The following is a 26,070-nucleotide window of genomic DNA, read 5'->3' as shown; positions in this document are numbered from 1 at the left end:
AAGTCTCCCGTTGTTCTTTTTCTGGGGTAGAGCTTACCAAAGCCTTTCAGGGATTACTGCTGTTTGGAAACGCCAAACAAGTGTATTTCGCTTTTGTTCAGCTAGGGTTCAGTTTGAAACAGGGAGATTTATCGATTCTGTTTACATATTCACAACATTGAATTTTGTACTAACCAGTCGTGGGCTTTTGCCTCCCCCATCAGCAATGTCAGTGTCGGGTTAAGGTAACGTCCAAGATCTGGCTTACGCCAAGATAGGTATGCTGGCAGGGGTTGCAGCACAGTCTCACCAAAAGTACGCTGCATTAAACTCGAATATTCGCGAAATACCTCTGGTTCTATTTGTACTATTTTAGGATAAAAATCGGCGACAAAATCACGATATTGGCTGTAGTGGGTAATCTGGCTCACATGATACTTTTTTAACACTTGTATCATCATCGGGCTGCTCCAGTGAGACATATACTGCGAACTTGTTAACGCCGCAAGGTTGCGTCTGTGGTATTGCTGCCAGGCTAAATCCAGATTGCCTTTGGCCTTAGCAACACGCCAAACCAGATAGAGATCCGCTAACCACTCATGCTGGTAAGCTGTTAATTCTTTTGGCAATAAACTGCCCTGCAAGGCCAGATTCTCAAGGTGCCCTAGCTCATGCCACAGGGTTAATAATGCCTGTTCTTTGAGGTCATATTGATAGGTTGTGCCATCGATATTAAGCAGTTGAAACTCTGGTGTTTCTCGCTCATTTACCAGGATTAAACCGGAGAAATGACTATTTTCGACGGGTAACACCATGGCACTGCGAAGCCCAAGCTCTGTTTGAAATTGGGCTTCGCTGCGGGGGAGTTGTTCACGGACCTGAGTTGGAAAGCTTGCCAGACACTGACTCAATTGCGCTAACGGGCAAATTAACGCCTGCTTGTCGCCAATAGGCACCCAAGTCAGGCTAGAGATCAGTGTCAGGGCAATGAGACTCACTGTTTTGCCATGATATTTTGGATAATGGCTGTGGTTGATATCCCGTCTTCAAACCCTAACACTTGGACTTGGCCACCCGCGGCGATCACCTCGGCACCACCCGCGATATCTTCAACTTTATAATCACCGCCTTTGACGAGGAGATCGGGGAGTAATCTGGCGATTATCCGCTGTGGCGTGTCTTCACTAAAAGGCACAACCCAATCGACGGCGGCTAATCCCGCTAACACCGCCATACGTCTATCCACTTGATTGACAGGGCGGCCTTCGCCTTTTAAGCGTTTGACCGAGGCATCATCATTCACGGCCACTATCAATCTATCGCCTAAGGCTTTGGCTTGCTTGAGGTAACTGACGTGCCCCGCGTGCAGAATATCGAAGCAACCGTTGGTCATCACCACTCGCTCGCCGCGCAATTTGGCTTGCTCTAGGGCATAGGCAAGTTGATCTTCACTCACCACCCCAAAACCCGACTCACCGTGGTGCAGTGCTAAGGCTTCAATCAGCTCGATACGAGACACGGTTGAAGTGCCTAATTTACCCACCACAACCCCTGCGGCGGTATTGGCAATGGCGCACGCCTGCGGCAGTTCTGCGCCCGCGGCGAGTGAGGTCGCGAGAGCTGAAATCACTGTATCACCGGCGCCTGTCACGTCATACACCTCACGGGCCACCGTGGGAATGTGTAACTCTGGGGCATTGGCCGTCACTAAGGTCATGCCCTTTTCGGAGCGAGTGACTAAGATAGCGTCGAACTGATGCTTATTGAGTAAGCCACGGGCCTTTTCGAGCAGATCCGCCTCAGAGGTTACCGCGCCAACCACGGCTTCAAATTCACTCATATTGGGTGTGATCAGTGAAGCGCCATGGTAACGGCTAAAATCGGAACCCTTTGGATCGACAAGCACTTTCACGCCTTTAGCGCGAGCCAGCGCAATAAAATCCTGCGGCTTATCGATAGCGCCCTTCGCATAATCCGACAGCACCACTACATCGACCGAATCGAGTAAGGCTTCAGACTGTTTAAGCAAACGCGCACTATCCTGCTTATCGAAGGATTCTTCAAAATCGAGGCGAATGAGCTGCTGGTTACGCGACAGGACGCGCAGTTTAGTAATGGTCGGTTTGTCGGCAATATTCAACCACTGTGGCTCAACGCCCAGCGCTTGCACGCCAAGGGTTAACGCCTTAGCGGTATCATCTTCGCCCACTAACCCCGCCAATTGCACTTGGCCGCCTAGGGTCGCGATATTTAACGCCACGTTGGCCGCACCGCCCGGTCTGTCTTCGACTTGGTTAATCTTCACCACGGGCACAGGCGCTTCGGGCGAGATACGACCCGTTGGCCCAACCCAGTAGCGATCTAACATCACATCGCCGACAACTAACACTTTGGCTTTTTCAAATGCTGGCAGAGAAACCTTCATAGCGCTCTTATCTATTGCAGAAATTAAACCGTGATTGTACCTAATTTTCGGCAAAATATGAGTTAGAATAAGCAGTAATTTTCAAAAGTAGTGAGTATTTTTGTGGTCGAGAAAGCTGAGTTTTCATCATCCTTATATCATCCGAAGCACTGGCCCATGTGGTTTGGGGTGTTAGTGATGCGGATTACCCAAGTGTTACCTCTTTCGTGGCAGATGAAGTTAGGTAAAGGATTAGGCCGATTAGTTAAGACTATTGCAGGCAGCCGTACCCATACCGCGCGCCGCAATTTAACTCTCTGCTTCCCCGACATGCCCGAGTCAGAGCGCGAAGCCCTGCTGACACGTAACTTTGAAGAAACGGGTAAAGCGATTTTTGATACCATCAATGCCTGGTGGTGGACCGATGAAAAAATCCAACAGCATATGCAGATCACCGGCAAAGAATACGTGCAAGACACCTTGAATGCCGGCCATGGGGTGATTCTGTTTGCCGTGCACTGCTTACCACTGGAAATGGGCGCGCGTATTTTTGGTCAATTCCAACCCGGTGTTGGGGTGTATCGTCCACACAACAATCCGGTGATGGAATATCTACAGGTAAAAGGCCGCTTACGCTCAAACAAAGCCTTAGTGCCGAAACGCGATCTACGCCAGATGGTGCGTTGTTTACGCAATCCCGATGTGATTTGGTATACCGCCGATCAAGATTTTGGGCGTTCGAGTGCGGTGTTTATTCCCTTCTATGCCGTGCCCGATGCCGCGACCATTACCGGTGCCACCACACTGGCTAAACTCGGTAAGGCCAAAGTGCTGCCCTTCTTTGTGGAGCGCACCGAAGGCGATAAGGGTTACCATATTGAGATTATGCCGCCGCTGGATAACTTCCCCGGTGAAGATGAGCTAGCCGATGCCATTCGTGGTAACAAAATTATCGAAGGGATTATCGATAGAAATCGCGCCCAATATATGTGGCTTCACCGCCGCTTTAAGACTCGCCCAGATCCCACGGACAAGTCCTTATATAAATAAGCTTTCGTTCTATCTGTTCAAGATAAGTGCTTAAAAGCGGATAAAAAAATGCCAAGCAATTGCTTGGCATTTTTTGTTGGATGTTTTGTTTAAGGCATTTTGAAGGTTTGAAATACCAAGAACCATATCCAGTGAAGCCCTGCATTGCAGGCACTTCAATACAGCTTCACTTAAGCCTCCGCCGGTAAGCGAATACCCACATTGGTGACTTTGCCTTCATTGAGCCCTGCAACCACCCAATGCAGCGACTGCCATAGGAACTGATCCCCAAGTACCGGATGCGAGCCTAATTCAGCCGCTACTAAATCTGCGACCGTCATGTCGCCGGTTGCTTCGTCTAACTCCAGCCCATAAATCGGCGCCAGATCCAGCAGCTTAACCTCGGTATCGATAAAGAAGTCACCGAAGAAACGTGGCACTTCCTTGGTTTCGGGCGCCTGACTAAACAGGTTACTTAAGGCTTCTAGGCTCTTCTCTTGCCCAAGCACACACAAAATATCCCCCGCTTCGAGGCAGGTACTGCCCGATGGGTGCAACAGCGTATTATGGCGAAATACCGCCGCAATCCTTGTTCCATCTGGCATTGAGAGGCGTTTAAGCGGTTCGCCGATGCACCATTTGTTTTCACTCAGATGGTACACAAACACTTCCCATTCACTGCTCGGGTATATTTCAACCCCAGAACGTGAAATCGGCAACGGCTTAGGCGGTAACTCCACCTTAGCTAAACGCGCCGCCGTGGTGAGTGACGCCCCCTGCACAAGCAGTGACACTAACACCACGAAGAATGCCAAGTTAAAGTACAACTGAGCGCCTGGTAATCCCGCCATCATAGGGAATACCGCTAAAATAATCGGCACGGCGCCACGAAGCCCGACCCAAGAGATAAACCAGCGGTCACGACTGCTAAAGCTCTTAAAGGGCAGCAAGCTGAGCCATACAGCTAACGGTCTGGCAAACAGGATCATCCCAAAGGCTAACGCTAAGCCCGGTAGCCAAATATCCAACAAATCAGATGGTGTGAGCAGCAGCCCTAATACGAGGAACATACCGATTTGGCTGACCCAAGTCATGCCATCCAATACGTTTAGGATGGAATGGCGACCGCGGGTAGGCTTGTTGCCGAGGAAGAGACCGACGAGATAAATCGACAGGATGCCGCTACCGCCGAGTTTGTTCGAGGCGGCATAAATCATCAGACCGCCACTGAGCACTAAAATCGAATACAAGCCTTCGGCAAGCTTGCTTAAATTCACCAACTTCCACAGCAGCCAACCGCCGCCAAGACCAAGGAAAATCCCCAAACCAAACTGCTTGATAAAGCTTATCAGCATAAAGCTTACGGATAACTCGGCGTCCACATTAGCGAGGATGGCAATCAGGGTTACGGTTAAAAACACCGCCATTGGGTCGTTACTGCCCGATTCGATTTCCAGCGTCGCGCCAACACGCTCGTTAAGACTACGTCCCTTTAATAGCGAGAATACCGCCGCCGCATCGGTGGAGCCGACAATTGCCCCCACCAGCAAGCCTTGCAACCAGTGTAAGTCAAATAACCATGCGGCCATTACGCCCGTGATACTGGTGGTGATAGCGACCCCAAAGGTCGCCAGCGACAATGCTGGCCACAGTGCCACCCTAAAGCTTGCGACACGCGTGCGCATACCGCCATCGAGCAAGATAATGGCTAAGGCTAAGTTACTGACAAGATAAGCGGTTGAGTAGTCGTCAAACAGAATACCGCCGGGACCATCCTCCCCAGCTAAAATCCCTACAGCGAGGAAAATTAATAAGATAGGGATACCCAAGCGCGAAGACACGGGACTTAACAAAACACTCACAGCGGCAAGCAAGGCACCGATCAGAAAAAAACTATTGATGGAATCTGCATCCACACATGCCTCCTTAAATACAAGAGTGTTTAGTTAAACGATAAAGAAATCACCTAGATTAAAAATGACTCAATTGAAAATTTTTGTGTTTCTATACTAGCATAAAAAATGCAAATTAATGGAGTTTTAAATATTAAATTTCAAACATCTACATCCAAATCCTCAGTAAAAGGCCATTTTGACTAACTTTTACATAAAAACCAGTACAACCACAAACGCCTACCGAACATGAACCCAAGCTCATAAACAAGATAAAATCTTTATTTATCAATATATTTAAAAATAGCATTCCATATAAACTCACGTTATACCGCCAAAATCGCGAGGATAACCATATAAAAATATGCTGTATTCGACAAAAGCCGGCTTAAGTCCAGTTAAACTCTGCAATAACTTGAAAGCATAGATAAAATCACCTTTCCATTGTGTTATCGACATACAAGCCTCTAAAGCTGTCATAAAGACAATCACTGTCATATCAACAATCAATATTCAGTATCAAAAAGACAATCAAGCATAGAGTAAAATTTATATTCTTCTTTATTTTCAACAACAAAAATGTTTGGCACGTATTACGCAATAGCAGGTGAAACGTATCAAAATGACGTTGCATCAAGGAGACTTATGAGCAAACAAAAACTCACCGCTTTCGCACTGTTAATAGTGCTGATTGCTTCATTCACTGTGCTGCTGAGCATAGGCAGTGAAATTTATAGGGAAAAACCGCCGATCCCCACTGCATTTACCGATGTAAATGGTCAGCTTGTGTTTAACGAAAATGATATCGAACAAGGTCAATTGGTCTGGCGCTCCATGGGCGGCCATCAACTGGGGTCGGTTTGGGGACATGGCTCTTATGTTGCCCCGGATTGGACTGCCGACTGGTTACACAGAGAAGCCGAAGCTTGGCTCGATATTCGCGCCGAGCAGCAATATCAAACGCCGTTCGCCCAATTAAACTCCCAACAAAAAGCTGGGCTTGAGCAAGCCTTAAGGGAAGATTTACGCCATAACAGCGTCGAGCCACAGGCCGATGGCACTGTGCTTATTCGCTTGTCTAACACTCGTATCGAAGCGATAAATAAGGTCGAGCAGCATTATTTATCCCTGTTTGGGAGCGATCCAGAACTCAGCAGCCTTCGTGAACAATACGCCATGAAAGAAGGCACTGTGCCCGATCTAGCGCGCCGCGAACAACTCAATGCGTTCCTCTTTTGGGGAGCTTGGGCGGCAATCACCGAGCGCCCCGATGCCCCCTATACCTACACTAATAACTGGCCCTTCGATCCCCAACTAGGCAACACACCGACCTCAGATAATATCGTCTGGTCAATACTCAGTATTGTGACCTTAATTGCGGGGATTGGCGGATTAATCTGGCACCATGCGAGTGGCAAGCATGAGAGTCTACCCAAGCCTTCGGAGCAAGATCCGCTGTTTGTCACTAAACCCACCGCCTCACAAAAAGCCGTCGGTAAATACTTCATTACGGCAATTGGTTTGTTTTTACTGCAAATTTTACTCGGCGGGATCACGGCCCACTATGCGGTTGAAGGTCAAGAGTTTTACGGTTTACCGATTTCAGAAATACTGCCCTACTCAGTCACTCGTACCTGGCACACTCAATTAGCGGTATTTTGGATTGCCACGGCCTGGTTAGGCACTGGGCTCTATATTGCTCCCGCCTTATCGGGTTATGAGCCTAAATATCAACGTCTTGGCGTTAACGTACTCTGGGTAGCCTTGGTCGTCGTAGTGCTTGGATCCATGGCGGGCGAATGGATTGGGGTACAGCAGTATTTTGACCTCGACATGAACTTCCTCTTTGGTCATCAAGGATATGAGTACATAGATCTTGGCCGAGTATGGCAAATCTTACTCCTCGTTGGATTATTGATTTGGCTGGCCCTAGTCACCGCCGCCATCAAACCCGCCCTTAAAGTGCAAGGCGAGATGCGCCCTGTGATTTGGGTACTCTATGCCTCCTGCGTGGCAATTGGTTTGTTCTATGGCGCTGGCCTCTTTATGGGCAAACACGCCAACTTAGCGATTGCAGAATATTGGCGTTGGTGGGTCGTGCACCTGTGGGTTGAGGGCTTCTTCGAAACCTTTGCCACCGCCGTTATCGCCTTGATGTTGGTACGTTTAGGCTTAATCCGCGGTCGCAGTGCCAACGGTGCGGTGTTATTCACGACAGTGATCTTCCTAACCGGTGGTTTGATTGGCACCCTACACCACCTATACTTTACTGGCACACCCACCTCAGTGATCGCTTGGGGCGCCATCTTCTCCGCCTTAGAAGTCGTTCCCCTCGCCATTATTGGTTTTGAAGCGATGGAAACCTACCGTCTGCGCAAAGCCAGTGGCTGGATGCAACGTTATCATTGGGCGATTATGTTCTTTGTGGCGACCGCGTTTTGGAACTTAGTCGGTGCAGGTATGCTGGGCTTCTTAATCAATCCACCTATCTCGCTCTACTATATTCAAGGACTCAACACCACGGCCACCCACGGTCACGCCGCCTTTATGGGCGTGTACGGTATGCTGGGCATGGGCTTGATGCTCTTCTGTCTGCGGGGCCTCACCGGCAATATGCAGTGGAATGACAAAATGCTTAAGGGCGCCTTCTGGAGCCTCAACATTGGCCTAGCGGCTATGGTGTTTATGTCGTTATTGCCCGTGGGGATTACGCAGTTTTTTGCCGTCATCGACCATGGATATTGGTTCGCCCGCTCGCCAGAAGTGATCCATAGTCCACTGGTTGAAAAGCTGGTTTGGATGCGTATGTTTGGGGATGTCATCTTCAGCATCGGCGGTCTCTTAATGGGCGCCTTCTTGCTCGATTTGATCAGAAAAACCCTGAATAAACCTGCCAAAGTGCAACAGGAAGTCTTACAAACAAATCACTAATCACAACGATTAATCCGGTCTGACCAAGGTGTCGTTTAGGCACCTTGGTTGCTTAGTTTGATGGCCTGCGCCGTTTATCGTTTACCACGCTTTTATAGCCTTACCGCAATAACGGTTAGCAGTGTCTAAATAACCTGTGTCAATATAACAATCAATGCTATAAATCAGGGGAACCTCGCTGCAGGAGTTTTTATGGCCCTTAGTCAAACCGACCTTACCCGCATCGCACTGGACATCACCTCTGGTTTAGCCCACAGGGACCGCTTCTCACGCTTGCTCGACACGGTAAGAGCTAACCTGCACTGTGATGCGGCGGCGTTACTCACCTTCCATGGACACTATTTTACCCCACTGGCCATCGACGGTTTGAACGAGGATGTGCTCGGCAGACGCTTTATCCTGAATGAGCATCCAAGGCTTGAAGCCATTGCCCGTGCGGGGGATATAGTGCGCTTTCCCGCCGACAGTGAACTTGCCGATCCCTACGATGGCTTGATCCCCAATCAAACCGGGGCATTGAAGGTTCATGCCTGTATCGGACTCCCCTTATTTGCCGACGAACAGCTTATCGGTGCCGTGACCATCGATGCCTTTAATTCCCTGCAGTTCGATCAATTCAGTAATACCGAACTTCGCAGCTTAAGTGCGATTGCCGCCGCATCCTTAAGCAACGCCCTGCTGGTTGAAAAACTGGAGCGCATGGCACTCAATAGCCACTCAAGCCATGTGCAGGAAAAGAGCCCGAACCTTAACCACGATGCCGAAATCATCGGTAACTCGTCCCAGATGCAAAGCTTGAATCGGGAGATTGAAGTCGTTGCCCATAGCGACCTTAACGTACTGATTTTAGGCGAGACAGGAACGGGCAAAGAATTAGTCGCCCAGTCAATCCATCAAAAATCCGCGAGATCTCACAAACCCTTGGTCTATCTCAATTGCGCGGCGCTTCCTGAATCGGTTGCCGAAAGCGAACTCTTTGGCCATATCAAAGGCGCGTTCACCGGCGCCATCAGCCATCGCAGTGGCAAGTTTGAAATGGCCGATAAGGGCACACTCTTTCTCGATGAGATTGGCGAGCTTCCGCTCACGCTTCAGGCCAAGTTGCTGCGGGTCTTACAATATGGCGACATTCAGAAAGTGGGGGATGATCGCAGCCTTAAAGTCGATGTGCGTATCATTGCTGCCACCAATAAGGATCTGAAAACGGAAGTGCTGGCTGGCCGTTTTAGGGCCGATCTTTACCATAGGTTGAGCGTGTTTCCCCTGCTGGTGCCTCCACTGCGCGAGCGCGAGCAGGACATCACCTTGTTGAGCGGATTCTTTGCCGAGCGATATCGGCAAAAGCTTGGGATGAAACAGCTTAATTTCAGTCCCAGTAGCTTAATCTTGCTCAATCAATATACCTGGCCGGGCAATGTGCGCGAGCTCGAGCACGCCATTCACAGGGCGACCGTACTGGCGCGAGTCTCGGCACAGGATGGCTGCTGCACCATAGCGCCACAACATTTTGATTTACCGTTTAAACAAAGTCCTTTAGAAACAAACGCATCGACAAGTTTAAGCGTAAACGATATGCAGCTTCGCCCGTTGGAAGGAGCCAGTTTAGCCCAAGCGACCGACGCCTTTCAGCGTGACTTCATTAAACAAGTGCTCACGGCACAAAACGGCAATTGGGCCGCCTCGGCCAGAGTCTTAGGACTCGACCCGGGCAATCTGCATCGCCTCGCAAAACGCTTAAGGCTAAAATAAGTGATAAATACGCCGTACGGATCATATTTCAGTTGAAATAATGGCCAAAATAAGGAAGGATGCGAGCTTCGCGCGCCAGTGCACTTTGCCCAACAATTTGCCGCCCTGTTTTGGGGAGAAAAAGCCGCGTAAAACAGGTTATTTTATTAACAGGAATCGTAGTATCCGCTTATGAGTATGCTTCGCACCACAGCTTTATTATTGACTCTGGTTTTTCCGAGTCTTTCCGCTTTAGCAACGGAATACCCTTTACCGTCTTCGAAGAGTCGGTTAGTTGGCGAGAACCTGTATTACACAGTGCCAGAGGGTAAACACACCCTCGAAGATATTGCCGCTAAATTCCAACTCGGTCTAAGCAACTTGCTGGAAGCAAACCCTGGCGTGGATCCTTTCCTACCAACACCAGGCAGCAAGCTATTAATTCCTCAACAGCTCATTCTGCCAAATGCGCCGCGTGAAGGCATTGTCATCAACGTCGCCGAAATGCGCCTGTATTACTATCCAAAAGGTAAGAACACAGTTGAAGTACTGCCAATCGGTATTGGTCAGATTGGTAAAGATACCCCTGAAAACTGGGTCACCAGTGTTCAACGTAAACGCGCTAACCCAACTTGGACACCGACACCACGTATTCGTAAAGAATATGCGGCAAGGGGTGAAATTCTGCCTGCGGTATGGCCAGCGGGTCCCGATAACCCAATGGGACTCTACGCGCTCTACATTGGTAACTTGTATGCCATCCATGGTACCAACGCCAGCTTCGGTATTGGTTTACGTGTCAGCCAAGGCTGCGTGCGTTTACGCCACGATGACATTGAACACTTATTCAAAACGGTTCCAGTGGGTACCCGAGTACAATTTGTGAACCAACCGATTAAAGCGACCGAAGAGCCAGATGGTAAGCGCTACTTAGCCGTGCACCAGCCACTGTCACGCACTATTGCCGAGTTTGAATCAGCAGAGCCAGTATCTCTGACCTTACCGAAAGAAATCGCCAAGTTTATTGCTAAGGCCGATACCGATTCAGCAGTGATTAAAAAGCTGCTCGATGAGCGTACAGGCGTGCCAACGATTATTAATCAGTAATAAGCGAATCAATAGAGCAGCGGTTGATACCGCTGCGCCCATAAAAATACCCGCCTAGGCGGGTATTTTTGTTTCAATCGAAATAAGACTTATCAATCAATCGCATAATGGTGCGCAAAGGGCCAAGAAATGAGTCATTGCCGCGCTATTTGCCAAGACGCGTTGGTCAAAGTTTTGCAGTGCTGGCGTTTCGGTACAGGCACCAACACGCGCGCCGCTACGCACTAAACACGCCTCAAATGAGGTATCGAAGTGGTTGAAAATGAGGCCATCTTTAACCGGGCAACCATCAATTTCACCATCTTCTGCGATAGGGAAATAGCCGCCTAGGGTATCGCGTAAATCGATACTAAAACGTCCCGGTACTTGGCTTGGCTCGAAGGAATACACATAAGCATCACGGCTCAGCACGTCCTCATGGCAGGTTAAAATACCGTCACGGCTCGCCGCGATGAGTAACTGCGCATGGTCTAACAGCAGTTTACCTTCGACCGAGGTGCTTTCATTGGCCTTAGGTTTACCATTTTCAAACACGAAACCACGGTTAGGGTTTTCACCAAACTTGTTAAATCGATGGCCACGCTTAAAGCCTGTTGGATTCACCAGAGGCAAAATGCTCAAATTCACCCGTTCAAACAAATCGGCCGATGCCTCACTTAAAAAGTGCAGTAAGCCCCAAGGGCCTGCCGATTCTTCACCGTGAAAACCTGCGCTGATCAATAACGAAGGTAAGCCAGATTTGGCGGCGGGAGATTGATACAGACTAACGCTGTACTTGCCGACTTCACCGAGTTTTTTCTCAACCATCCCCAAACGGGACATTTCCTGCTCAAGCTGTAGATAAAAATTATCGATATCAGTGCTTTCACAGTTAAAAATATCGCTTTTCCACTGAAAGGATTCGAACGGAGATCTGCTTACCATATCTTGTACTTATGCCAGAAAAAGAACTGTGCCATCATAGCAGTTCTTTTAAAAAACTGAATGCTATTCAACTGATTTAGATGAAATCAGACGAGTGGGTTAGCCTGCTTACCAACCACACGGATGAAAGCCTTCAGCGGGTAATTTAGATAGGATGCTAAATGAGACCATACCTTAGCGGTTATTTTGGCCTAGTTCTCGCGTTGCTTAGCCCTTCACTTAAGGCGCAGTGCCAGATAACGGGCGCCGAGCGACTGTATCAACTCGAATCGCAAATTGAGACTTACACTTTGGCCAATGGCCTCACGGTACACCTCTTGCCGCAAGCGGATATGCATACCTTGAGCATTGCCAGCCAGTTTAATGTCGGCGCGCGCAATGAGGCCAAGGGCCAAACGGGCTATGCGCACTTATTCGAGCACATGCTCTTCAAGGGCAGCGAGCAGGCTCCCGGCGACAGCTATGCCCAGCAGTTAAGTGCTCTTGGGGCGCGTTTTAACGCCAGTACCCACTTCGATTACACCAATTATTACGTCACTCTTCCCAGCCAAGCCCTTAACTTAGGGCTGTTCCTCGAGGGCGATCGTTTTATTCGCCCCGATTTGAACCAGACTACGGTGAAAAATCAGCAGGAAACCGTGCTCCAAGAAATGGCGCAAACCATAGATAACCAGCCCTATGTGCGCAGTGCGATGGAGTTTCTGCTAGAGCAGGTTAAGGATACGCCCTATGGCCACGGCATTATTGGCAGCCGCGAGGATATTACCGAGGCGAGTCCCGAGCGTTTAACCGCCTTTCACCGCGACCATTATCGCCCCGATGCGATGCAGTTATCTCTGGTCGGCAAACTACCCTCCGACATCAAGTCGCTTATAGCACAACACTTTAATGCTTGGCCCACGCCTAATCAGCCCATAACCGAATTTGATGAACTAAAAATCACGCCTAAGCCCATACATGCAGAGCTTATTGATGAGCGTGGTCCTTGGCCTGGCTTACTGCTCGCCTGGCATACTGTGGGTAAAAATCATCCCGACGCCGCCGCTATGCGCCTGCTCGAGGGCTATTTATTCCAAAATACCCGCAGCGCCATAGCGCAAATCAGCCAGCACGACCCGGCGCAAATGTTGAGTTATTCACTGCCCTTTGAACTGGAAAATCATGGCATAACCAATCTGGTCTTAGTGCCTAGGGCCAAAACCTCCCTCGATGACTTAACGGAAAAGGTTTTAGGCGTGGTTGCCAAAGTGCAGCAGACGTCATTGAGTGACGCTGAACTGTGCCAACTCAAACAAACTTGGCTGAACAATCAGTTAGCGCAGCTCGATAACACTCAATCGCTCGCCACTCTGCTATCCGCCACGGCGAAACAAGACCAAATGCATCCTTTAACGGCCCAGTGGCAACGGATTAACTCCGTTAGTGCAGAGGATATTCAACGGGTTGCCACGCGATACTTTACCACCGATATGGTCAGGGTTGACCTGTTACCGCCTTGGTATATCCGCGTAGGAAAGACATTGCTGGAGTGGCTGCCATCGGGTGTGAGCGATAGCCTTGAGGACGCGGTACTATGATAAAAACGATTCCATTCACTAGATTGGCAATAGTGCAAAATATCCTTAAAGGCCTAAAAGCCATGAGTCTTGGTCTTATCGGTATCACGCTAATGGCCTGCCAACAGACCCAGCTGAACTTTACCGCCACCCAAGCGCCCAGTTTGGCAAGCTTCGATACCCCAACTCAGCTACCAGAGGTGGGGCTGATCCGCCTGCCCACGGAACCGGCGTTTATCGATGTTGTTCCCGATGGCCTAACACTCCCCTACCAGCTCCACAGAGTACAAAGCAGTCAAGGGCTGAGTAACAGGGTGAGCCTTGTCGCCATCAGCCCCAGCAAACCCTTCGAAAATCCGGATATTTTACAGTTCGCCCTGCAGGAGAAAGCCCTTAGTCTGGCGCTAAACCAACCCGATGCCTGCCTTGAAACCTTCGAGACTCGCGTGACCCTGCACAGTATCAATTTGAGCCTAGCCTGCCCCATGCCAGTTAATCATCTCTACCGCCTATTGATACAGTTTTGGCAAGCCGATGCGTTTAGCGAACATGCCGTGGCAGCGGTCGATATCGACAATATCCGCCGCCAATTGAAACTCAATAAGCACTTGAATGCCTTTAGTGGTGCCGAAATTGATAAAGTCTGGCGCGATAAACTCCTCGGGGCGGCGCATCCCTATAATCAGAGCATCAATAATCAGGCACTGTACGACTCACTCACCTTAAGTGAACTGTCGCAATTGCAGCAGCGCACGTTTGCCCAAGCACAGTGGCACCTGTTTTTAGAAGGAACTGAGGCCGCAGAAGCCGAATTTGATTTAAAGCAAAGCCTCGCCCTGTGGCCGAGTGGCACAAACTTAAGCTTGCCCACTGCATCAACTAAAGCAAAACCCCTTAATCGAGCGACTTCGTCGATAAAGCAGTCCCACACTATCTATCTGATTGATGCGCCGGGCAGCGTACAAACTCAGGTACGAATTGGTTATGCCCTCGACGATAAACACTTGTCTGTCCAAGATATACCGCTCGCTTGCCGCAGTTTAGCCGCCATCTTGGGACGCAGCTTTTCGGGCCGACTCTATTACGACTTGCGTGAACAGCGCGGCTTAACCTATGGCATTTACGGTCAATGCGCTAATGCGCCGCTCACCACCAGCATCAAGTTTTATGGCAGTACGGCGATAGAGCACACGGGCGCCTTTGTGGTGGGGATCTTAGATCATCTCAACCTGCTGGCCTCAGCGCCCGCGAGCGAGGGGGAAATTGCAGCCCTCAAAACCTATCTGATTGGTGAAGCGCTGTTAACGCAAGACAATCCCAGCCAGCGCGAAACCCAGTTTATTCATCAACTCGTGTTGGGATTAGATCCCCAGTCAAACCAAGCGATGAACGCTAAGCTGCAGGACCTCACGCCCGCTCAGTTACAGCAATTAACCCAGCAAGCCTTTAGCGGCGAACCTCTGGTGATTTTACGGGGGGATGTCGATAGGATAACGGCCGACCTCACCCATAAGCTGCCGGGCTGGCAGCTAGAGGTGGTCAAAGTAAACGATTAATTTTTAGAGTTTACCGCTAGGTACATCGCTCGCCGTGCCCTGTTGTAACATCTGGGCATGGCCTTGCTCCATTTGCGCTAAGTCTTCCATTGCGGCGCCAGACTCCATATTAGGATGCCCTTCGCTTGGGTGTTCTGGATTGCTGCCATCGTGGCTATCCAATGCCATGGCTGAAGCCGTTTGCGTGTCGTTATCGCTTGCTACAGCGCCATCCTTGGCGAGCGAGTCATCTTTCACGGGGGATTGCAGCAGAGTTTCACTATTCAGGGCATCGCCCTGCGCAGTATTTGCTGTAATGGCCGCTGGTTGACCAAGGGTGCTTAGCCAAGTAGTTAACTTTGCTGGTGTTATGACACTGACCAGCACAATAACGGCGGCGGCGCCATAGGGCAACCATTTGCGCGCACCCGGCTGATTATCCCGAGCATACAAGGCGTTAGTCTGAGCGGTGTTGGTATTTTTAGCTGCGCCCTCTGGCGCTAAGGTTTGTAATAGCTCGGGTAAATGTTCCAACTCTTGGCCGATAATGCGCTGACCGATAAATTGCCCGCCCTCATAAATTTCTAATTGGTGGCTAAGCACTTCGCCCTCGACCGTGCCAGAGCTGACAATCACTAATTTATTACAACGCACCTTGCCGCGAAAAACTCCGCAGACTTTCAGTTCATCACAGCTGAGCTCACCCGAGACTTCACCACCAAGCTCGATTTTAATCTGTCCGGCGCAGCGGATATTCCCCGCTAATTTCCCCGCAACTAATGCCGTGCCCACCAGTTGCATCTCGCCCTCAATGGAGGTGGAGGCACTGATAAAAGTGACACCATTACCTTTGCTACCCATAGGTTTAATTCCATATCATTATTTTTGTGAAAAAGATGTTAAGTGAAAATGCCTGAAGAATAAAGCATTGGATTCCTTTGATATTTAACTTGAGTCGGTTTTAGGTAAGATTTTAGTCCGCTAATTAACTGTGTTAGGCTGGCAAGGTTTTTCAGCAGACTTAGGCTTAGCACCTCACACGAAATAAGCCCAAGCTTGCTGCCGCAAAGGGATAACACTGACTCAATTGATGACAAATTCCATGGTCTTAAACCCACTCACAACTGCAACTATTCCCCAATCACCTCAGGCCATTTATCAAGCCAAGATCGGCGCCGAGCTGATTGAAGATCCCGCGCAAGCACAGGCGGTACTCGCCTTAGATGAGCTGTATCAGCAGATTATTGGCCAAACAGATGCTCAGCCACCCAAGGGCTTGTATCTGTGGGGCGATGTCGGCCGGGGTAAGACCTTTCTTATGGATTTGTTCTTCGATGCCCTGCCACAACAGGGAAAGCTCAGGCTGCACTTTCATCGCTTTATGGCGCGGGTACACCAAGCCTTAAAAGAACATGCAGGGCAGCGCGATCCTCTTAAGTTGATCGCAAAAAATTTAGCGCAGGAGTGCAAGGTACTCTGTTTCGATGAGTTTTTTGTATCAGACATAGGGGATGCCATGATCCTCGCCGGTTTGTTTGAAACCTTGTTTGCCCAAGGGGTGGTGCTAGTCGCCACATCCAACATTCCCATCGAACGCTTATATGAGAATGGTCTTGCCAGACACAGATTTTTACCCTGCATTGCCCTGCTCCAAGCCCATACCCAAATGCTGCATTTGAATGGCGAGCAAGACCACAGGTTGCACGCCTTGAATCACGAACCGTCGGCAGAGTCCATTGCCGCCACCTCAAAGAATATTGGCCTGACTGCCACAGTGGATTTCGAGGCCATTTTTAAGGCGCTGACGCATGGCGCGCCCGTGCTTGAAGCGAGCACGCTGCGCATCTGTCAGCGGGATATTCCCGTCGTGCGCGCCACTGCTGAAGGCCAGTTGCCATCGGTCGCTTGGTTTGATTTTCATGCCCTGTGCGATGGCCCGCGCTCGCAACTCGACTATATTGAAATTGCGAGCCGATTTAAGGTGTTAATGCTAAGCAATGTGCCCAGACTTGGGGGCGAAGTAAAAGGCTGGATCCGCGCCCGCGGCACTGAAGATGGCACAGGCGACAACCAAGCGGCCACTACGGGAGAGCGGCAACTGTCCTACGCCGCTAACGACGACCCCGCACGGCGTTTTATCAGCCTTATCGATGAGTTATATGATCAAGGGGTGAGCTTATATTTAAGTTGCGACGTGCCACTGAGCGAACTCTACCAAGGCGGCGCCCTCAGTTTTGAGTTTCGCCGTACCTATAGTCGGCTCATTGAAATGAGCCAGCAAAGAGTAGAATGAGGCGTCCCGCAATGGGCACGATTAACATCAGCAAGAAAGTGATATCAAGATGAATATTGGTGAATTATCCCAAAAGACCGGACTTGCGGCGTCGCGGATCCGATTCTACGAACGCATTGGTTTACTCAAAGCGGTGAAACGTAAAGCGAATGGTTATCGCAGTTATCCGCCTGAGGCAGTGATGGCGCTGGAGATGATCACTACGGGGCAACAGGCGGGATTTAGCCTCGATGAACTGCGGTTATTACTGCCAGCCGATCTGGCCAACTGGGATCATCAGCATTTACTCAATACGCTGCGGCAAAAGGTCAACGATCTCGAAGAAATCGAGCGAAAAATCGCACTCAACAAAGCCAAGTTATTGGAGGTCTTAACCGAAATTGAAGCTAAACCCCAAGATATGGACTGCCAAACCAATGCGCAGCGGGTGATGTCTCAATTCGGTTGGGATATTTTACCCGCCCAATCGCAGCCAAAGTCCAAATAACCCCATCATCGAAGGGCCTCATTTCGAAGACAATAACGGCCCCCTCTTTTTGCCACCACTTTGCTGGCAGTGGATTTAGCCTAAATGAGTCACCATATTCCAACTAGCTTCTTTATTCTTATGGCATCACTAGGTGCGGTTAAGCTCAAGCGAATAAACTCAAAGATTGGCTATTGACCTTAAACTTAGCTTTAACCTTAGGATAGTGGCAAACGAGTCATCCCTTTGGAGAAAACATGAGACAAACCATACTCGGAGCCAATGGCCAAATCGGCAGAGAACTAGCCCTTAGCCTTAACCGCGAGTTTGACTGTGACATTCGCCTTGTTAGCCGTAAACCGCAAAAAGTGAATGCCACGGACGAGTTAAAGAGCGCCAACCTGCTCGACTTAGCACAAACCTTAGCCGCGGTGGAAGGCTCTGACATCGTTTATCTCACGGCGGGACTGCCAATGGATACTCAGCTTTGGGTCGAGCAATGGCCTGTTATCATGGGTAATGTTATCCAGGCCTGTAAGACTCACGGCGCCAAGCTGGTGTATTTCGATAATACCTATATGTATCCGCAAACGGCGCAGCCGCAGCACGAGGATGCAGCCTTTGTGCCCAATGGTGCCAAAGGCCGCGTGAGGGGCGACATTACCCAAATATTACTCGATGAGATGAAGGCCGGGCGACTCGAGGCGATGATCTGCCGCGCGCCAGAATTTTACGGCCCTGGCCAAACCCAAAGTATTACCAACACCACGGCTATCGACAATCTCGCCCAAGGGAAAAAGGCCAAAGTGTTTTTACGTGACGATACGAAACGCAGTTTGATTTACACCCCAGATGCCAGCCGCGCCATGGCCTTACTCGGGAATACGCCTGATGCCTATGGACAAACATGGCACTTACCTTGTGATGACAATAGATTGACCTATAAGGAATTTATTACTCTTGCCGCCGACATTTTTAAAGTATCGGCGCGATATACTGTGGTCAAAGAATGGCAACTGTGGCTCGCGGGTAAATTCAACCCCACCATACGTGATGCGGGAGAATTGCTGCCCCGTTATCGCTGCGACAATCTGTTTATTTCCGATAAATTTAAAGCTCGCTTCCCTGATTTTAAGGTCACTCGCTTTGAACAAGGGCTGGCTGAAATCGCCAAGGAACGCAAGTTAATCTAAGCGTATGCTCGATGGCATCGTGGATAAGTGTGACGCCATCTCATGCATTCACTAACTGGCAGTGAGTAAGAGTCAGACGCTTAGGTTATCAGTCGCTAATAGCGACTTTTCCGGCAAGCCCGACCAGTAACACGCCGGAAACGCCCTCAAGTCCGCGAGCGTAACGCTGTGAATCGGGTCGATTAAATAGCCAACTGCCACAGGCGGCATATAGCAGGTTGACCAAGGTTGCTAGGCCACTGAAGAGTAAACCTAAGATTAACAGTTGCGTGGCAACCTCGCCCGAGGTCGGGTCGATAAATTGCGGTAAAAATGATAGGAAAAACAGCGCTACCTTAGGATTTAACACACTCACCACCATGCCCTGTAAAAACACATTGGTGTTTGACGTGGCGTTGTCGCCAATCACGATTCTGCTCTGGCCCTGCCAGCAGGATATCAGGGCTTTTACACCTAAATACAATAAGTAAGCCGCACCGAGCCATTTCACTATATTAAAGGCCAAGGCCGAACTTAAGATAATGGCGGAGAGCCCTAAGCAAGCGGCCAAGGTATGCACAAAATAACCTGCGCCTAATCCTAACGCCGCTTTAAGACCGCTGGCCATCTTACCCTTCATAGTGTTCGAAACGATGTAGACCACATCGGGCCCAGGGATCAGATTGATTGAAAGGCACGCAATCACAAACATCAGCAACGAATCTAGCTCCATTTATATTCCCCTGATTATCGGCACCGACATATTTTCTTAAACTACCCTATCCTCACTGCCGCGCCAAGACGAGTATCATCCACTAAATCGCTGGCTTAACTGCTGAATATCCGCAGCAACCCATTCAGGTTCAATACAGTCTGCAAGTTGGCTCGCCATAAACGACACCAACTGCATAGCGGCATAGGGTAAGCGCCTGTCCCTGCGCCCCACCAGATACCAGTTACTCTCCAGTGGAAATCCTTTCACCGACAATATTGCGGGTTTTTCACGCCCTTCCTGCAACGTGTGGGCCGAGATCACCGATAAGCCTAAGCCCGACGCCACGCTTAAACGAATCGCCTCGTTGCTCTCAATTTGCATAGTGTCGCTCAAGGCAATCCCTTGGGCACTACACCAAGATTCAAACATCAGCCGTGTGGCAGAGCCCGGCTCGCGCATGATAAAGCGCTCTTGTTTCAACTCATTAAAGTTGAGGTGTTGGCGCTCAACCGCCCAATGATCCTTAGGGGCTATTAGTTGCAGCGGATTTTTAATGATCCGCGCCGATAACACATGCTCACCACTGGGTGGATGACTAAAGAGATATAAATCATCTTCTTGGCGCTCGAATCGCCCCAAAATATGTGCACGGTTGCCAATATTTAAGGTGACTTTAACCTGCGGAAATTGGCGATAGAAGGCCCCTAGAATCCGAGGCATCACGTATTTTGCCGTGGTCACTAGACCAATATTGATATGCCCCACACTGCCGCCCCTTGCCTGTTGGATAAAGGCATCGAAGTCTTCGAAACGACTCAAGGTATCGCAGGCAACCCGATAGAGCTCTTGCCCGACTAAGGTTGGCTGCATTCGCCCCTCTGCGCTTATCAATAGAGGCTCGCCCAAAATATCGGCCAATTTCTTCAGTTGTAGCGAAACTGTCGGCTGGGTGAGATGCAAGGCGCGCGCAGCGGCCGAGATATTGCCAAGCCTGACAACCTGTACATACACCTCGAGCAAACGAAAGCTTAAGTGCCGAAGTTTAAGTTGGCCTTGGGAAGACTTACCCATAGACATTTATCTATACCTAATCAGCAAACAATTTATTTTTCAATATAACGAATTGGGTTCAGAATCTCCAGCCATCGATGCCCGCAGAACTTTCTCGGCGCATTATTCTGTTGATGTCGTTATTAATGAGATACTTATGCCAGATATTGTCATTGCGTTTTTCGCCTTAGGTTTACTCGCCGGTTTAGTTAAATCCGATCTTAAGGTTCCCCCCGCCATCTACGAAACCCTCTCGATTTTGTTAATGCTGACCTTAGGGCTTAAGGGCGGCATGGCGCTGCACGGTCATACCCAAAACCTAGTGATCACCGAATTGGTTGCTGTGGTCGCCTTAGGTTTACTCATCCCCTTAGTGCTTTACCCTGTGCTGACGCGCTTAGTGCAACTCGGTCGAACCGATGCCATCAGTATCGCCGCCCATTATGGGTCGGTGAGCGCGGGCACCTTTGCCGTGGTGCTCGCCATGGTGGAAAAATCAGGGATGACATTAAGACCCGAAACCACCCTATACCTAGTGCTACTCGAACTGCCCGCGATTGTAGTTATGCTCTGGCTGCACAGATACTTAAGCTCAAAACAGGCGGGGCAAGATGCCGCGCCAACGGCCCATAAATCCAGTGTGTTACACGAGGCGCTAACCAGCCGTGGCGTCGTGCTACTGGTAGGTGGTGTCGTGATAGGTTGGCTCTATGGCCCGACGGGACTAGCTCCTCTCACACCTGTGCTGCTCGGCGGCTTTAAAACCCTACTGGCTCTGTTTTTACTGGAGATGGGCTTAGTCACGGCGAAAGTCTGTTTACCGCTACCGCTGCAACAATGGCGCCTGTTAGTGTTTGCCGCCGTAACGCCATTTATCTTGGCATGGTGTGGTATCGGTGTCGGTTTATGGTTGGAATTGCCCGAAGGCAGCATCTTAGTGCTTGCGGCGTTAAGTGCTAGCGCCTCCTATATTGCAGCGCCTGCCGCTATCCGCGCCGCCATTCCCGAGGCCAATATCGGTTTGGCTATGCTGGCATCGCTTGGGATTACCTTCCCGGTAAATGTGTTAATCGGTTTGCCCTTGTATCAACACTGGGTGTTACAAATTACCGTTTAATTTTCACCCATGAAAAGGGAGACTACAGTCTCCCTTTTTACCTTATAAACCTGTTTATCTTATAAATCTGATTAACACAGAGTCTACGACCCGATTAACTAAGGCTTATCCAAGTGATGCACCGCTTTATCTCGATACATGGCTCGATCGGCCGCGTCGAGTAGATCATCCAGATTCATATCCGATGCTGGCGACCAATGGGCTATGCCTATGCTGGTTTCGAGGGGATGCTCTGAATGTTGTTGATTATACTCGCCAAGTAACAGCTTAAAGCGCTCAATCGCAAAGTTCACTGTATCGCGCTCGATAAAACTTAATAGCACCACAAACTCATCGCCGCCTAGCCGTGCAATCACATCGGACTCCCTAAAGGCCGCCATCAAAATATGGGCAAAATCATAGAGCAATTGGTCGCCCTTACGGTGACCAAAGCTATCGTTTACCTCCTTAAAAAAGTCGAGGTCGAAAAAGACTAAGGCAGCCTCAGCATCGGTACGACGACAACTCGCCAGCGATTGATAGGCGAGCAACTCAAACCCTCGGCGATTGGAGATCATGGTCAGTGGGTCTAAGGTATTTTGCGCGATGGACAAGAGCTCAGCCTCCACCATTTGCCCGAGATCCGTTAAGGTTTCGGCATCTTCTTCGGTAAAATCGCGCGGTTCATTACCGATTAAGCACAGAGTACCGACCCGATATTCCCCTTGGATGGTAAGAGGGTAACCCACATAAAAACGAATATGGGGCGGCTCAGTGACTAAAGGATTATCACAAAAGCGTGGATCCTTTAGCGCATCATGCACAACGAAAATCCCATCATGATTAATCGCATGGGCGCAGAGGGAAATATCCCTAGGGGTTTGCTCCACTTCTATCCCTTGGCGAGATTTAAACCACTGGCGATTCGCATCGACTAGGGTCACTAAACAAATGGGCAGTGAAAAGATCCGCCGAGTCAATCGAGTGATCCTATCGAATCTTTCTTCGGCATCGGTATCGAGTACATTCAGCGCTCTTAGAGTAGCTAAACGCTGCAACTCGTTTTCAGGAACTGGAGGTAATTGCATAGTACGCTCCGCTAACGGCTCTTAATCAAGCTTAGTCTAAGCCCAAGGAGTGGAACAGCAAGGAATGGCGTTAACCGCCCTGCTATTCCTCCGTAGCTTTAGCTATTCGAGTATATTTCGATAAATATTCATCACCCTTTCAGCATGTTCTTCCACATCGGCATAGGCTAACTTACCGGCTTTTTGTTGCAGGGTGAGACGATGATTTTCATCCCTTAGCCAGCAATAACTCTGAGTTAAGTGCTGCGCACTCATCAGCGGCAAAAGCTCAAGCTCGGCCAGCACACCAAAAATACGCACGTTATCAGACCAAATCGACAGTTCAGGATACTCATGTGCATGAGCAAGCACTAAATATTGGGCGATAAACTCAATATCCGTGATCCCGCCGGGGCTCTGTTTCAAGTCGAATTCACCTTCACTGACCTTGAGTAAATGATCGCGCATCTTTTGGCGCATCTCACGCACGGCCTTTTTCAGCTCGTCTTTGTCCCTTGCCTGCTCGAGCACCGATGCGCGGATCTGGCTAAATTTAGCGGCTAAACTATTATCGCCAAACACAAAACGTGAACGTACTAAGGCTTGATGCTCCCAAGTCCAAGCCTCCTGCGTTTGATACTCGCCAAAGCGCGCAATCTCACTCACCATTAACCCCGATGAGCCAGACGGACGCAGGCGCATATCCACTTCATACAATTCACCCGAGGTGGTTCGAGTCGAGAATAAGTGCAGAATACGTTGAGCCAGTTTCAAATAAAAATGGCCCACTTCTATCGGTCTATCGCCATTGGTGAGGCTATTGGCCATGTTTTCGGGCGCTTCGTAGAGGAAGACTAAATCCAGATCCGAACCGTAACCCAGTTCGATACCGCCTAACTTGCCATAGCCTATGACCGCAAAGCCGGTGTCGTTACCTTCCTCAAGATAACTGGGCACACCATGGCGAACCGCTACTTGCTGCCATGCCTGTATCACCACTTGCTCAATAATGGCTTCGGCCAAAAAGGTTAAGTGGTCGCTCACCTGCATCACGGGCAAAACACCAGTGACATCGGCGGCGGCAATTTTCAGCTGTTGTGACAACTTAAACTGGCGCAGCGCCTCCATTTGCTGCTCCATATCCTCCTCAGGTACTCGCAGAAGATACTGGCGCAATTCACTGGGATAATCATCGAGTGATGTAGTGTCATATAGATGCGCAGGGTCGATAAGCTCATCGAGCAACATCGGGAATTTAGCAAGCTGTGCCGCAATCCAAGGGCTGGCGCAGCACAGACTCACGAGCTGCTGACGGGCGCCAGGATTTTCGCATAGCAATTCGAGATAGGTCGTGCGCGTCAGAATTTGCTCCAGTACCTTTGAGACAGGCTCGAAGGCCGCTGAAGGACTCGGCTGATTGAGTAACTCGTCGAGCAACCTTGGCATTAATTTATCCAAGGTCTCACGGCCACGAGGACCAATCGATCGTTTCGTCACTGTGTCGCGCCAACTGCTAAGCAGCGGCCAGAGTTTATCGTCGTCAATCTGCTGCTCGGCGAGGAGATTAACTGCGTGGTCGTCCTGCTGCACATTCCACAGCTGCGCAGTCCAATGCTCGGCTTTTTCCTCACCTTCTTCACCGCCAACTGTGGCTTTAAAATGACGATGAATTTTCGCCATCGCCGCCTCAATATGGGTGCGAAGATCGGTTTCGTTGGTCATATTCAGCACTGCGCACAGTCTTGCCCAATCGAGGGGATTATTTGGCAGAGTCTGGGTTTGCTTATCATCAATTGCCTGTAACAGGTTCTCGACTCGGCGCAGTAATAAGTAACTGTGTTTTAACTCATCGACCGCTAAGTATTCGAATTGCCCTAGACTGTAAAGGGTATCCATGGCCCCAAATAGGCTCTGCTGGCGCAGGGCGGGTTCACGACCGCCGCGGATCAGCTGGAAGCTTTGCACCACGAACTCCACTTCACGTATCCCGCCGGCACCGAGTTTAATATTGTCGGTTAACTGACGGCGACGCACCTCTTGGGCAATGAGTTGTTTCATTTTGCGCAGGGATTCAATCGCCGAGAAGTCGATATAGCGGCGATAAACAAAGGGGCGCAGCAAGCTGTGTAATTCGTCGGAAAAATGGTTCCAAGGCCCAAGCGAACGAGCTTTGACCATGGCATAGCGTTCCCAATCGCGCCCTTGCTCTTGGTAATAATCCTCAAGACCACTGAAGCTCACCACCAATGGGCCGCTCTCGCCGTAGGGACGTAGGCGCATGTCGACGCGGAACACAAACCCATCGACGGTAATTTGGTCGAGTAAATTAACTAGCCGCTGCCCCATACGGATGAAAAACTGTTGGTTATCTAGGCTTCGGCGCCCACCCACGGTTTCGCCATGTTCGGGGAAGGTAAAAATCAGGTCGATATCGGAGGAGAAGTTAAGCTCACGCCCACCGAGCTTGCCCATGCCCAAAATAAGCAATGGCTGCGGATTGCCCGCCTTATCCATTGGCGTGCCATATTGGGTACACATTTCCTTATAGAGCCAATCCCTTGCCCCGATCACTAACGCTTCGGCGAGTGCCGAGAGGTCTAACAGTGACTCCTCTAAGCTGGCGTAATCTAAAAAATCTCGCCAGGCTAAACGCACCATTTGATAGTTACGGAATCGGCGTAATTGACGTTTTGCGAGATCTTCAGTCGTCGAACTACTTAACTGATCGTGTAACTGGGCATCAAAGGTCTGCCGCTCCACTTGCTGCAAATCGCCCGCGAATAAAGTGTTAATCCACTCGGGTGACCGAGTTAACTGCGCTGCGATATAATCGCTTAATCCTAAAACGTTTTTCAGTTCCTGCTGCTGCGCAGGCGTTAAATTTGCCAGTCCTTCTGACCATACTTCGGCGAGGCGTGCCCAATGCCGCTCTGCGGCTTGAGTAACAAGGGGAGACAATGACTTATTACTGTCTTTTTGTACGGCCATAATAATCCCTAACAAATTTAAACGTCGACATATTATGTCATAAGTGATATAGAATGAAGCCACATCAGGTTTGATGCCATTGCCATGCCTCAAGGCAAATTTCCCTCCATGGCAAATGCAAGCTCAGCCCAACAGAAA

General features: G+C 49.8%; 19 protein-coding genes. 10 read left to right on the top strand and 9 right to left on the bottom strand.

Translation table 11 applies throughout. The features are described 5' to 3' along the window. Window positions 1-149: 149 nt before the first annotated feature. Together SHEWANA3_RS04450 and hldE are read right to left on the bottom strand one after the other, a co-directional pair. On the bottom strand, window positions 150-977 hold the full coding sequence (locus SHEWANA3_RS04450) for a hypothetical protein (protein ID WP_011715993.1): 828 nt from the start codon (window positions 975-977) through the stop codon (window positions 150-152). Beyond that, window positions 974-2,404 carry a bifunctional D-glycero-beta-D-manno-heptose-7-phosphate kinase/D-glycero-beta-D-manno-heptose 1-phosphate adenylyltransferase HldE gene (gene hldE / locus SHEWANA3_RS04445; protein WP_011715992.1) on the bottom strand — a complete coding sequence of 477 codons (1,431 nt, stop codon included), beginning with the start codon at window positions 2,402-2,404 and terminating at the stop codon, window positions 974-976. Before hldE ends, SHEWANA3_RS04450 begins: the two co-directional genes overlap by 4 nt. Window positions 2,405-2,506: 102 nt before the next feature. On the opposite strand from hldE, the gene SHEWANA3_RS04440 reads away from it, so the two are divergent. After that, the gene (locus SHEWANA3_RS04440; protein ID WP_084796736.1) at window positions 2,507-3,433 is read left to right on the top strand and encodes an LpxL/LpxP family Kdo(2)-lipid IV(A) lauroyl/palmitoleoyl acyltransferase; all 927 of its coding nucleotides are present in this window, start codon (window positions 2,507-2,509) and stop codon (window positions 3,431-3,433) included. 170 nt (window positions 3,434-3,603) lie between these two features. Here SHEWANA3_RS04440 and SHEWANA3_RS04435 read toward each other — a convergent pair whose 3' ends face one another. Beyond that, complete coding sequence (locus SHEWANA3_RS04435; RefSeq protein ID WP_011715990.1) at window positions 3,604-5,328, bottom strand: potassium/proton antiporter; 1,725 nt, start codon at window positions 5,326-5,328, stop codon at window positions 3,604-3,606. A 621-nt stretch (window positions 5,329-5,949) separates the two neighbouring features. On the opposite strand from SHEWANA3_RS04435, the gene SHEWANA3_RS04430 reads away from it, so the two are divergent. The 3 genes from SHEWANA3_RS04430 (at window position 5,950) to SHEWANA3_RS04420 (ending at window position 11,070) form a co-directional block, all read left to right on the top strand. Further along, window positions 5,950-8,235, top strand: a complete 2,286-nt coding sequence (locus SHEWANA3_RS04430; protein WP_011715989.1) for a nitric-oxide reductase large subunit — start codon at window positions 5,950-5,952, stop codon at window positions 8,233-8,235. Between the two features lie 192 nt (window positions 8,236-8,427). Continuing rightward, complete coding sequence (norR, locus tag SHEWANA3_RS04425) at window positions 8,428-9,984, top strand: nitric oxide reductase transcriptional regulator NorR (protein ID WP_011715988.1); 1,557 nt, start codon at window positions 8,428-8,430, stop codon at window positions 9,982-9,984. A 171-nt stretch (window positions 9,985-10,155) separates the two neighbouring features. Next, window positions 10,156-11,070, top strand: coding sequence for a L,D-transpeptidase family protein (locus SHEWANA3_RS04420; protein ID WP_011715987.1), 915 nt, complete (start codon window positions 10,156-10,158; stop codon window positions 11,068-11,070). Window positions 11,071-11,166: 96 nt separating this feature from the next. On the opposite strand, the gene SHEWANA3_RS04415 is transcribed toward SHEWANA3_RS04420, so the two are convergent. Continuing rightward, window positions 11,167-11,994, bottom strand: a complete 828-nt coding sequence (locus tag SHEWANA3_RS04415; RefSeq protein WP_011625330.1) for a M14 family metallocarboxypeptidase — start codon at window positions 11,992-11,994, stop codon at window positions 11,167-11,169. A gap of 161 nt (window positions 11,995-12,155) precedes the next feature. Between SHEWANA3_RS04415 and SHEWANA3_RS04410 the strand changes: the two genes are divergently transcribed. Beyond that, window positions 12,156-13,571 (top strand): pitrilysin family protein, encoded by a 1,416-nt coding sequence (locus tag SHEWANA3_RS04410; RefSeq protein ID WP_011715986.1) that lies wholly within the window; start codon window positions 12,156-12,158, stop codon window positions 13,569-13,571. Further along, window positions 13,568-15,106: an insulinase family protein gene (locus SHEWANA3_RS04405; protein ID WP_011715985.1), complete on the top strand. Its 1,539-nt coding sequence runs from the start codon at window positions 13,568-13,570 to the stop codon at window positions 15,104-15,106. Before SHEWANA3_RS04410 ends, SHEWANA3_RS04405 begins: the two co-directional genes overlap by 4 nt. A 3-nt stretch (window positions 15,107-15,109) precedes the next feature. On the opposite strand, the gene SHEWANA3_RS04400 is transcribed toward SHEWANA3_RS04405, so the two are convergent. Then, window positions 15,110-15,946, bottom strand: a complete 837-nt coding sequence (locus SHEWANA3_RS04400) for a polymer-forming cytoskeletal protein (RefSeq protein ID WP_011715984.1) — start codon at window positions 15,944-15,946, stop codon at window positions 15,110-15,112. Window positions 15,947-16,175: 229 nt separating this feature from the next. On the opposite strand from SHEWANA3_RS04400, the gene zapE reads away from it, so the two are divergent. The 3 genes from zapE to SHEWANA3_RS04385 all read left to right on the top strand — a co-directional run bounded on the left by zapE (window position 16,176) and on the right by SHEWANA3_RS04385 (window position 19,037). After that, window positions 16,176-17,378 (top strand): cell division protein ZapE, encoded by a 1,203-nt coding sequence (gene zapE / locus SHEWANA3_RS04395; RefSeq protein ID WP_011715983.1) that lies wholly within the window; start codon window positions 16,176-16,178, stop codon window positions 17,376-17,378. Window positions 17,379-17,427: 49 nt separating this feature from the next. Further along, complete coding sequence (locus tag SHEWANA3_RS04390) at window positions 17,428-17,865, top strand: MerR family transcriptional regulator (protein ID WP_011715982.1); 438 nt, start codon at window positions 17,428-17,430, stop codon at window positions 17,863-17,865. Window positions 17,866-18,101: 236 nt separating this feature from the next. Continuing rightward, the gene (locus tag SHEWANA3_RS04385; protein WP_011715981.1) at window positions 18,102-19,037 is read left to right on the top strand and encodes an NAD-dependent epimerase/dehydratase family protein; all 936 of its coding nucleotides are present in this window, start codon (window positions 18,102-18,104) and stop codon (window positions 19,035-19,037) included. Between the two features lie 88 nt (window positions 19,038-19,125). Here the strand turns inward: SHEWANA3_RS04385 and SHEWANA3_RS04380 are convergent, their stop codons facing one another. Together SHEWANA3_RS04380 and SHEWANA3_RS04375 are read right to left on the bottom strand one after the other, a co-directional pair. Beyond that, window positions 19,126-19,749, bottom strand: a complete 624-nt coding sequence (locus SHEWANA3_RS04380; RefSeq protein ID WP_011715980.1) for a LysE family translocator — start codon at window positions 19,747-19,749, stop codon at window positions 19,126-19,128. A gap of 75 nt (window positions 19,750-19,824) precedes the next feature. Then, window positions 19,825-20,802, bottom strand: a complete 978-nt coding sequence (locus SHEWANA3_RS04375) for a LysR family transcriptional regulator (protein WP_041412939.1) — start codon at window positions 20,800-20,802, stop codon at window positions 19,825-19,827. Between the two features lie 136 nt (window positions 20,803-20,938). Here SHEWANA3_RS04375 and SHEWANA3_RS04370 point away from each other — a divergent pair, with 136 nt between their 5' ends. Then, a complete protein-coding gene (locus tag SHEWANA3_RS04370) occupies window positions 20,939-21,898 on the top strand; it encodes a sodium-dependent bicarbonate transport family permease (protein ID WP_011715978.1) in 960 nt (319 codons plus the stop codon). 98 nt (window positions 21,899-21,996) lie between these two features. Here the strand turns inward: SHEWANA3_RS04370 and SHEWANA3_RS04365 are convergent, their stop codons facing one another. Next, window positions 21,997-22,965: a sensor domain-containing diguanylate cyclase gene (locus SHEWANA3_RS04365; protein WP_011715977.1), complete on the bottom strand. Its 969-nt coding sequence runs from the start codon at window positions 22,963-22,965 to the stop codon at window positions 21,997-21,999. A gap of 102 nt (window positions 22,966-23,067) precedes the next feature. Continuing rightward, a complete protein-coding gene (gene glnE, locus SHEWANA3_RS04360) occupies window positions 23,068-25,932 on the bottom strand; it encodes a bifunctional [glutamate--ammonia ligase]-adenylyl-L-tyrosine phosphorylase/[glutamate--ammonia-ligase] adenylyltransferase (RefSeq protein ID WP_011715976.1) in 2,865 nt (954 codons plus the stop codon). Between the last annotated feature and the right edge of the window lie 138 nt (window positions 25,933-26,070).

Source organism: Shewanella sp. ANA-3, from assembly GCF_000203935.1.
Taxonomy (GTDB): Bacteria; Pseudomonadota; Gammaproteobacteria; order Enterobacterales; family Shewanellaceae; genus Shewanella.
This window is presented reverse-complemented; position numbering and strand designations above follow the sequence as displayed.